The 15921-nt window shown below is 54.7% G+C and carries 12 protein-coding genes and 2 pseudogenes; 11 read left to right on the top strand and 3 right to left on the bottom strand.

Translation table 11 applies throughout. The features are described from left to right. Positions 1-862 precede the first annotated feature (862 nt). The 3 genes and pseudogenes from HA50_RS27380 (at position 863) to HA50_RS27370 (ending at position 4400) form a co-directional block, all read left to right on the top strand. Complete coding sequence (locus tag HA50_RS27380) at positions 863-2059, top strand: site-specific integrase (protein ID WP_084879904.1); 1197 nt, start codon at positions 863-865, stop codon at positions 2057-2059. A gap of 388 nt (positions 2060-2447) precedes the next feature. Then, complete coding sequence (locus tag HA50_RS27375) at positions 2448-3086, top strand: hypothetical protein (RefSeq protein ID WP_139811055.1); 639 nt, start codon at positions 2448-2450, stop codon at positions 3084-3086. Positions 3087-3193: 107 nt separating this feature from the next. Beyond that, positions 3194-4400, top strand: a pseudogene (locus tag HA50_RS27370) (conjugal transfer protein TraF). 175 nt (positions 4401-4575) lie between these two features. Here the strand turns inward: HA50_RS27370 and HA50_RS27365 are convergent. Next, positions 4576-6362 (bottom strand): annotated as a pseudogene (locus HA50_RS27365) (phage tail tape measure protein); the annotation flags it as partial. Between the two features lie 10 nt (positions 6363-6372). Here HA50_RS27365 and HA50_RS27360 point away from each other — a divergent pair. The 3 genes from HA50_RS27360 to HA50_RS27350 all read left to right on the top strand — a co-directional run bounded on the left by HA50_RS27360 (position 6373) and on the right by HA50_RS27350 (position 9962). Further along, positions 6373-7914: a ParB/RepB/Spo0J family partition protein gene (locus HA50_RS27360; RefSeq protein ID WP_477614416.1), complete on the top strand. Its 1542-nt coding sequence runs from the start codon at positions 6373-6375 to the stop codon at positions 7912-7914. Positions 7915-7977: 63 nt separating this feature from the next. Continuing rightward, a complete protein-coding gene (locus HA50_RS27355) occupies positions 7978-8292 on the top strand; it encodes a hypothetical protein (RefSeq protein WP_084879901.1) in 315 nt (104 codons plus the stop codon). A gap of 371 nt (positions 8293-8663) precedes the next feature. Then, on the top strand, positions 8664-9962 hold the full coding sequence (locus HA50_RS27350; protein WP_158087452.1) for a DGQHR domain-containing protein: 1299 nt from the start codon (positions 8664-8666) through the stop codon (positions 9960-9962). Positions 9963-9992: 30 nt separating this feature from the next. Here HA50_RS27350 and HA50_RS31885 read toward each other — a convergent pair whose 3' ends face one another. Beyond that, complete coding sequence (locus HA50_RS31885; protein ID WP_084880286.1) at positions 9993-10250, bottom strand: helix-turn-helix domain-containing protein; 258 nt, start codon at positions 10248-10250, stop codon at positions 9993-9995. Between the two features lie 184 nt (positions 10251-10434). Here HA50_RS31885 and HA50_RS27340 point away from each other — a divergent pair, with 184 nt between their 5' ends. The 3 genes from HA50_RS27340 (at position 10435) to HA50_RS27330 (ending at position 12109) form a co-directional block, all read left to right on the top strand. Then, positions 10435-10920, top strand: a complete 486-nt coding sequence (locus HA50_RS27340) for a hypothetical protein (RefSeq protein ID WP_084879899.1) — start codon at positions 10435-10437, stop codon at positions 10918-10920. Then, a complete protein-coding gene (locus HA50_RS27335) occupies positions 10835-11494 on the top strand; it encodes a DUF4942 domain-containing protein (RefSeq protein ID WP_084879898.1) in 660 nt (219 codons plus the stop codon). Before HA50_RS27340 ends, HA50_RS27335 begins: the two co-directional genes overlap by 86 nt. Positions 11495-11746: 252 nt before the next feature. Continuing rightward, on the top strand, positions 11747-12109 hold the full coding sequence (locus tag HA50_RS27330) for a hypothetical protein (protein ID WP_084879897.1): 363 nt from the start codon (positions 11747-11749) through the stop codon (positions 12107-12109). A gap of 197 nt (positions 12110-12306) precedes the next feature. On the opposite strand, the gene HA50_RS27325 is transcribed toward HA50_RS27330, so the two are convergent. Beyond that, positions 12307-12594: a molybdopterin-guanine dinucleotide biosynthesis protein MobC gene (locus tag HA50_RS27325; protein WP_084879896.1), complete on the bottom strand. Its 288-nt coding sequence runs from the start codon at positions 12592-12594 to the stop codon at positions 12307-12309. Positions 12595-12824: 230 nt separating this feature from the next. Between HA50_RS27325 and mobA the strand changes: the two genes are divergently transcribed. Then, positions 12825-13160: a plasmid mobilization protein MobA gene (gene mobA / locus HA50_RS27320; RefSeq protein ID WP_084879895.1), complete on the top strand. Its 336-nt coding sequence runs from the start codon at positions 12825-12827 to the stop codon at positions 13158-13160. Between the two features lie 21 nt (positions 13161-13181). After that, positions 13182-15881, top strand: a complete 2700-nt coding sequence (locus tag HA50_RS27315; protein ID WP_084879894.1) for a relaxase/mobilization nuclease domain-containing protein — start codon at positions 13182-13184, stop codon at positions 15879-15881. Positions 15882-15921 lie beyond the last annotated feature (40 nt).

Below are 15921 nucleotides of genomic sequence, written 5' to 3'. Positions count from 1 at the left end.
GTAGCCCACGCCAGCTCTGGCGCCCCACTTTCCTGTCAATCCGGTCTGTGGAAAGGAGTAGGTATTGGTAACGTGTCATTTTCTCAGACAGTCAGACAAGGGCAGACAGCAAATATCGGTGCTCATGCTTTTTGTGCTCTTTCACAAGCCTCGTACGACTACAATAACTGGCGCTCTTGCGAGATCATTCGTAATGGCGATGGTACATGGCAGTTAACTGGAGCAAATGTCGGTAACGGAGAAGCCACCTGCAGGGCCGTTTGCTTCTGACTGATAGTTGATGGCTCTGATTCATTGACCAGCACAATAGGCGATGGCGGCCAGGCCATGTCCATCATGCATCCCACCCCCTGTCGTTATTTGCCAGGTAGAATCATCGGCAGGAATATTGGTATCGGGCGCATTTTGACCTTTCATCCCCTGACCATGCCCCTACCACCCAGCCACCTGAGATTACGCGTTTTCCACTTGGGCATTTAGCTAAAGAAGTTGCATGCACTCCGCATGCGTTTGGGCCTCTCACTCTGGTGAAGCTATTTAAGGTTCCTGATTTCCACGTGCCGGATTGACAGGTTAATTACTGGCACATATGGCGAAGACGGTTAAGTTCTCTCCGGGGCAGGCAGCAGCCCATCCGTTTCCACTTGGATTTGACCATTTGAGTCGTTCTTTACTACCAGGATTACATTGAGCACCTCCGCCGGTCAGGTGCTCGCCACTTTCGCAGTTAACAAATATTGATTCATACCCTGTATTTATTCTTGTAACCGCCTTAAAACTGCTTCCTTGCCACGTGCCGGATTGACAGGAATATTGATCTTTTCTCATAAAGTTATATGTTTAGCGGTTTTTGGGAGTGGATATGTCTTCCGTTCAGCGGATCCGCAAAATGGCCCTCAGTCGCGGCCTGGATAAATATTATGAGTCTGTCTCTGTGCATAAAAAGGGGCACCGTCAGGAGTTTTACCGGGTTAGCGTAATCAAACGTCACCCGCTTGCCAGCAAATCGATGGATGAAATCACGACCGTCGATATTGCCGCCTACCGCGATGAGCGGCTTGCGCAGCTCAATCCCCGCACAGGCCGTCCCATCACCGGCAATACAGTGCGCCTTGAACTGGCCCTGCTGTCTTCACTGTTCAGTATCGCTCGCGTCGAGTGGGGAACCTGCAGGACCAATCCCGTTGAGCTGGTCCGCAAACCAAAGACATCAAAAGGTCGTGATCGGCGGATAACTTCCACGGAAGAACGCAGGATTTCCCGTTATTTCCGCGAGCGGAACCTGATGCTCTATATCATTTTCCACCTGGCGCTGGAGACCGCCATGCGCCAGGGCGAAATTCTCAGCCTGCGGCAGGAGCATATCGATCTGCAACATGGTGTCGCCCATCTGCCGGACACGAAGAACGGCTCATCCCGCGATGTGCCGCTGTCACGTAAGGCCCGCAACCTTCTTCAGATGCTGCCGGCACAGCTCTCCGGCCCTGTGTTTAACTACACCTCTTCCGGATTCAAAAGTGCCTGGCGTACCGCCCTGCTGGCGCTGGACATTGCAGACCTGCACTTCCACGATTTGCGCCACGAAGCCATCAGCCGCTTCTTCGAGCTGGGCACTCTCAACGTCATGGAAGTGGCGGCCATCTCCGGACACCGGTCGATGAATATGCTCAAACGCTATACCCACTTGCGGGCCTATCAGTTGGTCAGCAAGCTCGATGCCCGACGTCGACAAACGCAAAAAATAGCGCCCTACTTCGTGCCGTATCCGGCTCTGATTGAGGCAGACAGTAACAAGACAGGCAATGTCAGGGTGATGCTTTGTGATTTCGAAGACCTGATAGTTTCGGCCCCAACCCGGGAGGCAGCACTGGAACGCGCCAGCGAATTGCTGTTGCGTACCCTGGCTCTGGCGGCCCAGAGAGGTGACAGGGTCCCCGCCCCCGGCGAACTGCCCGTGGGCGCGCAGTCCCGGATAATGATTTGTCCTCTCAACCCTGTGCAGGCGCTGACATCCCCCGTCAGAACTGATGCGGCATTCTGCTGCCCGGAGTCCCCATAATTTACCCATGAGTTGCAGACCGGGCCCTGCTGTTGTACTGCCCGGTCAACTGCCATCAACAAACGCAATCAAACCGAATGCGCAAACGCAGTCGATCTACCCGATCGAAATTACTCGTTATACATACACCCCACGATTAATTATCTTTAACTCACTGAGCAACAAGATATAATTTGACTTAGGAGACAATGTGGCAAACAGTCTTACGGAAATTTTCACCTCGCTACTGGCGCTCCCTGACCTTGACCGGAATGCGATAGCCGCGCTGCTTTACCGGGGTGACAAAAAACCGCTCCAGACCACGTCTCTGCGGATGAGGGCCGGTACGCTGCAACTGGTACAGGAACTGTCTGTTCGCATCGGTATTTCACAGTCAGAACTGCTGAATATGATTGTGGAAGGTTCACTACGGGACATTTTCCTGAGCTTCAGCAATTCAGCCGCAAGTATCATAGACAGGTTTGAAGTGCTGATGCAGGCGCATCAGCTGCCGCCTACGGATATTGCGCAGATACTCTCACCCTGGAATATCAAATTGAGCGTATTGCAGGACAGAGAACGCACTGTTGACTATCTGACCACATCGCTATTGCAGGAACTGGCAGACTGGTTTTACGTCTCGCGCGACTGGCTGCTTGGATACGATGTGCCCGTTGTGAATACCGGTCAGGCCATTCACCAGTGGCCGCACAGCGAGGATGAATTTAATAAATTCATTATTCCGTCGGCAGAAAATAAAAACTGCGACATTATATTTTTCAGTAACGAAAATTCACCGAAGGGGGAATGTAAAAATAAGTCAGGCATTTTAATTAAGAAGAACGAATCTGCTTCAGGGGTTAATTATTATCCGGTGTTATCGGTTATTCCGCAGAGAATAAACCATGAGCAGCGCCGCTGGGTTGAGCAGGCCATCAGGTCGCACGGCAGAACATGCCCCATACGTTCTGTTATTATCCCGGAGGGTACAGCGATTGCCCTGGCGCAGGGAACGACATTACCGACACTTATTTTCAGAAATATTTAAAGACCGGAAATACACGTAAACGCACCCTCGACAGAGAATGACATGATGCTTCCGCATCGGGCATTGCTTTGCCTCAAAATAAAAACCGAGAAACAGGAAATAGCCAGATGAAAAAAATGATGACAGTAAAAACAGTAATTTCTTCCGCCGTATTATTAGCTTTTCAGGCGACCGCAGCGACCTCTTATATGGAAGCCCGCAGCGACGCAATGGGGGGCACCGGCGTGGCATCAGCACACTACGGTACTGCAGCCCTGTCCAACCCGGCTCTGCTGACACATTTCGGTCCAACCGATGATTTCAGCCTCCTGCTGCCGTCAGTCGGCGCGCAAGTCTCTGATCCCGATAACACGGTGGACAAAGCGGATGATGTGAAAGATCTGTGGGACCGTTTTGATGCAGCAGTCGATAACCAGTCCGGCGTCAGCGAAAGCGCTGCGGCACTGAAAGATAAACTGCAGGATCTGAAAGATACTCATGCCAGTGGTCAGGTTGGTGCCTCAGTTGTGGCCACCGTGCCGAACCAGACCCTGCCGTTTGCTGTGGTTGTGAAGTCCTCTGGAACCGTATCTGTTGAGGGCAAGGTCAGTGACCATGATCTTAACTATCTGGACAACGTTGCTGACGGCACAATTCCCCCCGCAGCCGTGGACAAAGACTCCCTTACGTCAAAAGCTTATGGCCGCGCAGCAGTCATCACCGATGTGGGCGTGGCGATGGCACACGAGTTTGAAACTGCAGGCCAGAAGTGGTCACTTGGCGTAACCCCGAAATACCAGCGGACTTGACCTTTTCAACTACAACGTCTCCGTGCGTGATTTCGACAAGAACGACATCGACTCCGGTGATTACCGCAACACCAAAACCGGTTTTAACGCCGACGTCGGTCTGGCAACAAACCTGAACGATAACTGGACTCTCGGCCTTGCCGTTCAGAACATCATCCCCCGCTCTGTGGATACCAAAGAGATCAATGGCGAAAAAGAAACGTTCAAAGTCCGTCCTCAGGCCACAGCCGGTGCAGCATGGCATAACAGTTTCATCACGACAGCCCTGGATGTGGATCTGACAGAAGCCAGTGGTTTTACCAGCGACAAAAAACGACAGTTCGCAAGTCTGGGAGCAGAACTGAACGCCTGGAGCTGGATGCAGGTTCGCGCCGGTTATCGCCAGAACATGGTTTCTGGTGAAGGTAACGCCTTTACCGCGGGTCTCGGTTTCTCACCGTTCGACGTTGTTCATCTTGATGTTACAGGCATTGCCGGGACTGACCGCACTTACGGTGCCGTGGCGCAGCTGCAGTTTACCTTCTGATAATTTCAGGGAGACTTAGTAGCGGTTTTTTATGTTGAACTCAGGGCCGGTATTATCGCGCCCGGCGATACCCCGGCCCTGGACAATGGAATAAGTGAAACCACAGGCAAGCGAATTAGATCTAGCTAGCTAGAGCGCCAGCGCATCGTCTTTGTCTCATGCCTTCATGCATGTTGATTTCATACTGATACGTATTCTGGCTGCGGTCGGTGTAGCCGCCAGCTGTGGACGGTGACGACACCGGCCGGTAAGGTGCGCCGCCGGTGGCAAGGCTGTACTGCAACCCGTCGGTGTCCACGCCTGCGCCGCCGGTTGCCACCGGGTCGGGGGAAGGCACCTTGTCTTTCAGGCCGTCTGATTTGGTGTCGATAATGCCGAGTTTTTCCAGCACCCAGTCGATACCGCTGCGCAGCTGGTCAAGCGCATGGGTGGGAATTTTCAGCGCCTCAGCCAGCATGTTGCCGAATTTCTTACCCATATCACCGGCAGAAGCGAGTTCCGCCTGCGTGGATTTCACCGGCTCCAGCAGCTTGCCGAACCAGTCCCACAGCTCTTTAATTTTTCCACCGAGCCACTCAAAAGGCGGCTTCAGCGTGCCGAATGACTCGCCAATCGGCCCCATTGCGGCGGTAAAGCCTTCGGCGACACCGGCGATAAAAGCGCTGATGGGTTCCCAGTATTTGCGGATGAGCAGCGCACCGGCAACAATGGCCGCGCCCACGGCAACAACCGGCAGAGTAATCGCACCGATTGCGGCCACAATCGCGCCCCCTGCAACACTGAATACCGTTCCCAGCAGCCCGGCCCCGGCAATCAGCAGATTAACCCCGGCGATAACCGGCCAGGCAACCAGCCCGATGGCACCAATCGCACCGACCAGAATCAGGCCCGCCGTGGCGGCTTTGGCGATACCCGATGAAAGCGCTGGGTTGGCTTTTATCCAGCTGTCTATCTGTAGCAAAAACTTCGTAGTGTCCTGAGTCAGCGTGCGCAGGCTGGTGTCCAACTGGTCATAAAGATCGGTGCCGATAGCCTCATACGCCGATTGCAGTTCTTTGAAGTCACCGCCGAGGTTGTCCTGCTGCACGTTAACCAGCTTTGCCGTACTGCCGTCCGACTGCTGAAAGGTTTTGGTCAGCTTGTCCAGTTCACCACTGGAGGCAGCTTTCATCAGCGTCACCGCTGACGACGCGGCCTCTTCGCCAAAGATGGTTTTCAGGTACTCCGCCTGCTGCGCCGTGCCGAGCTTGTTTTTCTCAAAGGATTTCTGCATCTCTTTGAGCACGGTGAAAAACGGCCGCATGTTGCCTTTGCTGTCTGCGGTTTTGACACCCAGCTCCTGGATAGCTTTAAACGCCGCCCCGGTCGGTGCCTGCACGCGTAACAGCATGGCACGCACGCCGGTCCCGGCCATGCTGCCGGTGGTGCCGCTCTGCGCCAGCGCGCCAATCATCGCCGTGGTCTGCTCAACGCTGACGCCTGCATTTTTCGCCACCGGCGCGATGTAGGTCAGCGCATCGTTCAGCCCGTCAAAGTTGGCGGCGGTTTTGTTGAGCGTGGCCGAAATCACATCGCCCAGGTGGGCGACCTCACTGTTAGCCATGCCAAAGGCGTTTTTGGTACTCATCAGCAGCTGTGCACTTTCTTCCATCGTGCGGTTGTTCGCCAGCGACATATTCAGCGTCACCGGCGTGGCGGCTTTTATATCGTCTACGCTGCCGCCCGCTTTGGCGATGATAATCTGCGCCTGCGCGGCGTCGTTGGCTGAGGCGGCGGTGTTGTCGCCGATGCTGCGCGCCTGGGTTTTCAGTGACTGAAATTCGGGCGAGTTCTTATCGAAGGCCGTAGCGTTGCCTGTAGCGTGGAGTTTGCCAGGGCAAAGTCATAACCCGGACGCAGCACGGTCGATGCGGCCACCGCGCCGACCGTGGCGGCACCGATACCGGCCGCACCGGCGTTGCTAGCTAGCTAGATGCACCCGGCAGAGCAGGTTGCCGGATTCAGAATGATGGCTGAGGAAGGGAAAAGTGCCGCGCAGATCGGTGATTTGCTGGGGTATCAGACCCGTCATGTGCAGCGGATGCTGAAACTGGCCGGACTGGCCCCTGAACTCCTTGATGCACTGGCCAGAGATGAGATCACCACGGAACACTGTCAGGTACTGGCACTGGAGGACAGCCCGGCGCGGCAGATGCAGGTGTGGGAACAGGCCCGTCAGGCATACAGCAACGTGACGCCCGGCGTGCTGCGCCGTTATATCACGGAAAACGAGGTTTCCATCCTTAACAATGCCCGCTTTCAGTGGCTGGGTGAGGCGGCCTATGTTGACGGTGGTGGCGAGGTGCGTCGCGATCTGTTCAGCGAGGGGGAGGCCGGGTACGTGAATGCGGCCCTGCTGGAGCAGCTTGTATTGCAGAAACTGGAGGCGCATGCCCAGGCATTGTGTGAAGAAGAGGGCTGGGCATGGGCTGCGGGTCGTCTGTCAGTCCTTACGCGCTGGAGTGCGGATGCCGGTGAGTATGTTTTCCTTTCCCCGGATGCAGCGGCATTTACCGACGAGGAAGAGGCGCGTTACGACGACCTGCGACAGAGGGAGGATGAGGACGCCGCCGCAGAGATGGCGGCAATGGAAGATGCTGCTGAACGCCGGGCCTGGACTGAGGAACAGAAGGCCGTGGCGGGTGTGATTGTCAGTCTGGAGGGGGGCAATATTCAGGTTGTGCGCGGGATTGCCCGCCGTGCGGAGATGATGGTGGAAGAGGACGACACCGCGCCGGAAACGGCGGGAGGCGTTCAGGAAGGGAAAGACAGCGCGGAGACAAAAACCGGGATCGATGCGCTTCCTGCCTCTTTTGTGCTGGCGATGTCCGGGGAACGGACTCTGGCGGTACAGGCTGCCCTGAGCGATCAGCCACAGGTGGCACTGGCACTGCTGACCTGGACACTGTGCCGGAACTGTTTCACCCCCCGTTACGGTGTGAATCCGCTTGATGTCTGTCTGACCCCGTCTCAGCACAGGCTGGTATCCTCTGCGCTTTCCGGGAAAAGCGGGCGTGGTTTTCTGCATCTGGAGCAGCAACGGGAAGCCTGGCATGCGCAACTGCCGGAAGCGTGGAACACATCATTCAACTGGTTACTGGCGTGGCCGCAGGAAAGGGTGATTGCCCTGCTGGGATTCTGCGTGTCACAGGGCATCAATGGTATTCAGGAGCGCCAGTCCGGGCGGACCGGAAGCAGTCCTCTGGAAGGGCTGGAAACGGTGATGGGATTTGACCTGCGCGAGTGGTGGCAGCCCACGGCGACGGGATTCTTCTGCAAACTGAACAAGCGCCAGATTTCAGATGCGCTGTCGGAGGCCGGACTGAGTGATGCCGCGCGTGACGTGCTGGCGATGAAGCGCCGTGACGCTGCCGAACGTGCCGGTGCAGAGATGAGCACTAACCGCTGGGTACCCTCCTGGATGAAACCGGGAGTGGATGTATCGGGTGACAGTGTCACTGATAAAGCTGCGTAAGTTCAGGATGCCGTCCGGTTACGGGCGGCAAACCCCTTCCCGATCATCCGAAAGAGACTGTATATGACCACCAGTACTCAATTTTCCCCCGTTTCTGTCATGGAACTGGCCCGTGTGGCCGTCGATGGCGCTGCGTTTATTCACGCTGAGGAACTGAATAATGCAGACCGTGCCGCCCTGGCGGCAGAGGCGTTGTGCCTCTTTTCCACCCGTACCGGGCTGGCGCGCAGTGGTGAGGATGCCCGCACCGTGATCACCGATTTTCTGGCCGATCTGATGCACCTGTGCCGTGCAGTCGGCATTGAGCATGATGAACTGCCCGGACTGATGAGGGTTGCGGAAATGCATTTTGATGACGAAATCAACGAAGAGGGATGACACCCATCCTGACGCCGGTACGTCCGGCGTCATTTTCTGCTGATTTGAAAAAGGCCTCCTGCTGCCGTTCCGGCCGCGCGGCCCCGGCGGTTCGCCGGTGGCGACCGCAAAGGAAAGCCGGGTTCCCCGGCCTGCATACCACTCTCCCCCTTAACCTCCTGACAGGCGGAACGTCCGGAGCTGTTCCCTACGGTGCCCGTTCCTGTTCCGTATACAAGGGTGAAGGCTTTGCCCGTCGGCAAGCCGCCGCCCCTGCATCCGTCACTGGCGGAACGTGCGAACCGGGTCACAGCACCGGGTTCCGCCCTCCAGATGGAGGAATAAGGACACGGCAGAAAGGGCCACTGGCCCGTAACCCGAAGGAGAGAGTAGTGAATAAGATTAACAATGATGTGTACTGGTTTGAATTTCCGGCAATCCGTGGCCAGCAGGGCGGACGTGAACAGTATGTCCTGTTTGCTCCCATGAACATGCTACGCCGCATTCTGGCACCGGACGACGCCGGGGAGGTGATGTCCCGTTCACAGCGCGAACTGAACCAGACCCGTTCCCGCCGGATCACCAAATACCTGACCCACGGACACGATACCGGTGGTGATTTCATCCTTGGGACCCTCACCGGGAACATCAACAAACCCGTGGAATTCCGTGCCGCTGAGGGCGTTCAGGGGAACGTGGGACGTCTGTTTATCCCGATGGATGCAGACATCAAACTGTTTGATGGCCAACACCGCGCCCGTGGGATCATGGATTATATCGCGGCGCGTCCGGAGGCCTCCGATATGATCACCCTGCTGTTGACCACCGGACTGACGCTGGAAACCCGGCAGCAGTTTTTCTCGGACATTAACAACAATGCCAGTAAACCCGCCACGGCTATCTCGATGGCCTACAACCACAAAGACCCTCTGAACGATCTGGTCCGCCATATTGCGTCCAGTGTGGAGGCTCTGAGTCAACGCGTGGACTATGAACACAATGTTGTTCCGGCGAAAAGCGATCTGCTGGTCAGTTTCAAGGCTCTGCATGATGCCACACGGAAAATGACCGGACTACGCGCCGGTGATGCGGTTTCCGACAACGTGCGTCACGATGCCACGGAACTCTGGCGCTGCTGGGCAGAGGTATTACGCTGGGACTGGATCGGCGACCAGCTGGGAGCAGGTTATTACCGCAGTATCAGCATCGGGACGCACGGGGTGATGGTGAATGCTATCGGTCTGGCGACAGGGATGATGCTGGAACATCATTCTGCCGCGTCTGTTGTCGCGCAATTGCGCCAGCGCATGACGGAACTACCGGAGATCGACGTGGTGGAATATTTTCGTCATGTGCAGTGGGAAGGGATCTGCGTGGATGCAGAAACAGGTACAGTGAAGTGCGATGCCGCCGCCCAGAACCGGACAGCTACCCGACTGTTGTCGTTGTTTGGCCTGAATCCCGCACATCCCCATGCCTGGTTGCGTGAGGCGTGTGACGGGAGCGTCAGCGATGAACTGGTAGCCGAACTGGCCGCAAAAGTGGAGACCGTGGCCAGCGAAAAGGCCTGCGCTCCTGAACGGGTAAAAGCCGAAATTTCGGTGATGCTGGCCCGAAGCAACGGAGAGTTTTTGTCAACCCTGCGGAATATTCGCAAGCTACGTCAGTGGGTGGCGTCACTGGCCGGGTGACTGGTCCGGAGCCTGCCCGGTGGGGCAGGCTTATTTTCCCCCGGTGCCGTGCATATTTTCGAGCATCGAGATAATGGCGTCGCGGGGATGTTTGCGTGGTCGTCTTCGCCAGTCCGGCAGTAACTGTCGGGTGCTCAGGGCAAGGGTGGCCAGTTCTGTCTGCCGTGACACTTCCTGCGCATTCTCCCAGTCATGCCATGTCCGCAGACTGACGCCCATTTCTCTGGCTGCTTTCTCCCGTGACCAGCACATTCCCCTGCGCCAGAGTTTCAGTTCCCATCCGGTCATATTTATCTCATAAAAAAAGTGCAGGATCTGCACTTATTTTATCGTGAATAAATTTTTAAAAAGTTAGCAGATTCTGCACTTTTTTCYATATTAAGGATGCGCCCCTGTCTGACGCCTGCGGGGCGCACTGTTTTCTTTCCTGAGCCTGCGGCCATTCCGTACCGTGTGATGCAGCCGTTCGCCAGTGACCTGGTGGAAAGAGTGGGCGGATTTCCTGTCGCAGGTATCTCATCACAACGCCTCACTGGCTGGCAAGGGACGCAAGCTGGCCGTGGCCCCCCTGACAGCGCTCCCCGCCGTGCTGTTCCTCCTGTTGCGACACGAAGATCCGCAACTTTTTATCCACCAGGAGGACACTATGATGCAGCAAAATCACAACGATACGGCAGAAGGCGTGTTATCGCATGGCGCGCTCAGTGCAGACATTCAGCCGGACAGCGGGCAGGGTATGATCCCGTCCGTTTCGGTTGACCGTATTCTGGCGCACCGCCAGGCGGGAATGACGGCGCTGGAAAACGCCATGCAACTGCTGGCAGAGGACGAAAGCACAGTTCTCTGCTGCGGGATGCAGCCATGCCGGGGGGATGTCATTTCCGCGTCTGATGGAAAACGCCCTGTATCACTGCGGGGACAAAAGCCGGTGGCAGAAAATTATCCTGCGCGACGTTGACCGGGAGATCTGGCAGAAACTGATGCATGATTCCGGCATGCTTACCCTGATGAACACAGATCAGATCGATGCCTGGAATAAGTCGCTGTACAGCGATGATATGCCGGAGGCCACGCTGGAAAATGTGCTGGCTTCTTTCCGTCAGTTGCATGCCTCATCAGCGTCAATGTTTGAGCAGGGTATCGTGTCACTATTTGAAAAACTGTCGTGGGATTACAAAACCAATAATGTGCGGAAGTTTGGAAAGAAAATCATCATCAATACGCTGGTTGATGTCACCCGCTGGGGCGTCAGTGCTCATCAACGTGGTATCACCCGCCTCGATGATCTGAATAAAGCTTTCTGCTGGCTGGATAATAAACCCGTGCCCGATTTTCGTGACGGAGCCGGATGCCGTTTCCGGGATTTTGTGCATACACATCAGCTGAACGGTGAGGATTTTACGTCAGCATATTTTAGTCTGCGTTATTTCAAAAAAGGATCAGGGCATATCACCTTTCAGCGCATGGATCTGGTTGAAAAGATGAATGACATTCTGGCCTCTCATTATCCGGATGCGTTGCCTCCTGCATAAATCAGCTACCAGGCAGTCCGTCACAGGGCTGCCTGTTTATGTGTACGGATTATTTTCTCTTTTGCTGGCCGGACTGCGGCGCACGGTATTCCCGTCGTAACCTGCATCACTGATCCGACTGAAACAAGGTACGCACGGCTTACTCCCTGTTTCTGTCGGTCCCGCGATGCGAACGGTTGACGTGAATAACCTGAATGCGCCGCAGTCCGGAAATACTGACGGCATAAATCGTGATAACCGGAGAATATACAGATGGCCTTTTACCGCGTCAGCCCTGAACAGATTGCATCCATTTCCCGATATGCCTGCGATGTTGCGGGGATCATCAACCCAACGTTTGCCGTGGTGTTTTCCCGCGAACTGGCGAAAGTAAATGCGCAGTCTCTGGCCATATGGTCTGGCAATGAAGTGCATGCAGATGAAATCAGTAATGAGTTTATTGAAGATGCAGAATGTTTTGATGCTGCGCAGACGCTGGCCTTTATCTGTCACTATCGCTGGCAGGTTATGGAAGTACCCTTTTTCCCTTCCACGGTCACTGGCATTTTACTGGAGCAGATAGCCTCATACTGTCGGTGTGAAATTGTCCGGATGGCAGAGAATCAAAAAAATTGAACCAGAAGGAGAAACATTTGGCACAGATTGTGAAAAAGACAGGCGTTTTCTGATGAAAAAAGCTGATCCACTTTCCGACATGCTGATTGCCGGATTGAGTGGAAAACTCCGCTGGCAATGGGGAATGTAAATCAGGAAATCAGGAAGGACATCTGTGTCCTTCCTGAGACAACTACTGGTTTTCTGTCGTCGCCGGATTAGCCTGCTTCGGTGTGCGATTTTTTTTTATCTACTTTCTTCTTTTCCGCATCACGCATGATGTCCCGTAATGCCCTGTCACTAACCTCATAACCTGCTGTTTTAAGCGTCTCTTTGATGTCGGTCAGGGTATACCCTTTCGTTTTAACCAGTGCCAGCAGATCGTCACGGATCGCAGCCAAAAAATCCTGCTGCGTTTTTCTCTGCGGCGTTAAATCCGGCAATCCAGACAGCGCCTCTTTTGCCTTTACAATGTCATCATCGGAATAAAACGTTTTTTTACTCATCTGCACACCCCGGATAATCAAAAAATCCCGAAAATCATACCACTTATGCCAAAAAAATGGCAGTGCCCCGCACTGCCTATGCCGTCAAAAACGCCATAGGCGAAACCGATACTGACGTGTATAATGGCCAAAAAAAAGGACAGGATGTGCATTTGTAATACCGCGCACGCACGATATTACAAATGCCACCTGGTCAGGGCTTCGCCCCGACACCCCAGTAAGGAGTCAGCATGAGTGACAGAGCATCCCGAAGGGGAAGTGAAAAACGGCAGAAAACCGTAATAAAGACCCTGAGATTCACGCCGGATGAAATCGAAGATATTGAGACGCAGGCCACTGCTGCCGGACAAACTGTGTCGGCTTTTATCAGAAATGCAGCCCTGAAAAGAAAGGTGACCGCAAAAGCTGACGACACTTTTCTGACCGAACTTCTCCGGCTTGGACGACTGCAGAAACATCTTTTTGTGGAAGGGAAACGGGTGGGAGACAAGGAGTACTCAAAAGTCCTCGTCGCCATAACTGAGCTGTCAGAGACGCTCAGAAATCAACTGAAGAATAACGACTAATACGGAGAGACAAACAGCATTATGATCCCGGTCATTCCACCGAAACGGCAAGACGGAAAGTCCTCATTTGGGGACCTGGTGTCGTACGTTTCCGTGCGTGATGAGCCGAAAGATGATGATTTGCTGGAAGCGGTAAAGGCCTCCGGGATGAAACCGGACATGCCTCACCGCAGCCGTTTTTCCCGCCTTGTGGACTACGCCACAAAATTGCGTGATGAGTCTTTTGTTTCGCTCGTTGATGTGATGCCGGACGGCGGAGAGTGGGTGAATTTTTACGGCGTGACCTGCTTTCATAACTGCACGTCCATTGAAACGGCCGCAGAAGAGATGGAGTTTACTGCGCAGAAAGCTAAGTTTGCTCACGGTAACAGTGACCCTGTTTTTCACTACCTGCTCAGCTGGCAGTCACATGAAAGTCCGCGCCCGGAACAGATTTATGACTCTGTTCGTCATTCCCTGCGAAAACTTGGCATGACCGATCACCAGTTTGTCGCTGCCATTCACACTGACACGGATAACCTGCACGTTCACATCGCTGTAAACCGCGTACACCCGGAAACAGGCTACCTGAACCGACTGGCATTCAGCCAGGAGAAACTGAACAAAGCGTGTCGCGAACTGGAACTGAAGCACGGGTTTTCACCCGACAATGGTTGCTATGTTATCACTCCGGACAAACGTATTGTCCGCAGGACATCCGTAGAACGTGACAGACAGAGCGCATGGAAACGTGGCCGTCCGCAAAGTCTGAAAGAATACATTGCCGATACGGCGATTGCCGGACTACGGGAAGAGTCCGTTACTGACTGGCCGTCCCTGCATCAGCGCTTTGCGAAAGAAGGTCTCGTTCTGGTACAGGAAAAGGGTGAGCTGATGGTGAAAGATGCCTGGGAGCGTGAGCGTCCTGGTGTCACTCTGACGGCGTATGGCCCGGCATGGCGATCGGAAAAACTCATCCACAAACTGGGTGATTTCACACCGCCGGCGCAGGATATTTTTCATCAGGTGACGCAGGTTGGTCGCTATGATCCCGCGAAAGTCACCGCACCTTCACGCCCTGAAAAGATGACGGAAACGCAGAGTCTCTCAGACTTTGCCATTGCCAGACTGCGCGCACCGCTGATGGCGCTGGATCAGGATCCTGAGAAGCGGAATATACAGTCTGTGCATACGCTTCTTGCACAGTCAGGGCTGTATCTGCAGGAACAACACGGCAAACTGGTTATCTGTGACGGTTATGACAAAACGCGCACGCCGGTACGCGCAGAACGCGTCTGGCCAGCGCTGACAAAATCGGTCATGGAAAGTTATGAAGGGGGCTGGAAGCCTGTTCCTGTGGATATTTTCCAGCAGGTTACGCCGACAGAACGGTACGCCGGAGGTGGCCTGGAGGCTAAACCCGTCAGTGACCGTGAGTGGCGTAAACTGCGCACCGGCTCTGGTCCGCAGGGCGCACTCAAACGTGAGATTTTCTCGGATAAGGAAAGTCTGTGGGGGTATGCAATATCTCACTGCCGGCAGGAGATAGAAACGTTGATCAGCGGTGACGAATTTACCTGGTCACGCTGCCATGAGACTTTTGCGCGGCAGGGTCTGCTGCTGATGCGTGGGCATCAGGGGCTGGTCGTTATGGACGCGTATAATCATGACCAGACGCCGGTGAAAGCGAGTCATGTACATCCGGATCTGACGCTTGCAAGAGCGGAACCTCATGCGGGTGCGTTTGTTTCGGTGCCGGCAGATATCTTTGAACGGGTGCCTCCTGAAAGCCGGTATAACCCGGAACTGGCCGTGAGTGACCGTGATATTCCGGGCATGAAACGTGACCCTGAACTGCGTCGTCAGCGTCGAGAAGCCCGCGCCGCTGCGCGCGACGATCTGAAGGCGCGTTATGCAGCGTGGCGCGCAAACTGGCGTAAACCTGATCTGCATGGCCGGGAACGCTATCAGGACATTCACCAGATATGCCGCCGGCGTAAGGCGTATGTCCGGGCAACGTACCGTGATCCGTTGATCCGTAAGCTGCATTACCATATTGCGGAAGTGCAGCGTATGCAGGCGCTGATTGCGCTGAAGGATGCGATGAAATCTGAGCGTCTGGCACTGATTGGTGAGGGGAAATGGTACCCGCCGTCATACCGGCAGTGGGTGGAAGCTGAAGCGGTGAAAGGTGACAAGGCTGCGATATCGCAGCTGAGAGGATGGGATTACAGGGATCGCCGTGGTAATGCGGTCAAATCCACGACCGACAGCAGATGTGTTGTTATCTGTGAGCCAGGCGGAACGCCGGTATATTCCGGCGTCCCTGGCATGCAGGCTTCACTGAAGAAAAATGGTCGCGTCCAGTTCCGCGATCCGGAGACTGGCCGTCACATTTGCACCGACTACGGCGACAGGGTTATTTTCCGGAACACCGGCGATTACGATGCACTTAAGCAGGATATGATCAAAGTAGCGCCGGTTCTCTTCAGTCGTTCTCCGACCGTCGCGATGGCACCGGAAGGGAATAATGAACAGTTCAATACGGCATTTGCCAAAATGGTGGCATGGCATAATGTGAACCATCGCGATGAAGGAGAATACCAGGTCTCGCGGCCGGATGTAGACCAGTTGCGTGTTGAGCATGAGCAACAATTCACAATCATGCTGAATCAAAGCAACTATGATCCGGATGTCAAAGCTTCACATCAGAATACCTGGGAACCACCGACGCCCAGATAATCAGTGCCAGCACACCCTATTAAAGTTTCTTTTAACTAGT

This window comes from Pantoea cypripedii (assembly GCF_002095535.1).
Taxonomy (GTDB): Bacteria; Pseudomonadota; Gammaproteobacteria; order Enterobacterales; family Enterobacteriaceae; genus Pantoea; species Pantoea cypripedii.
This window is presented reverse-complemented; position numbering and strand designations above follow the sequence as displayed.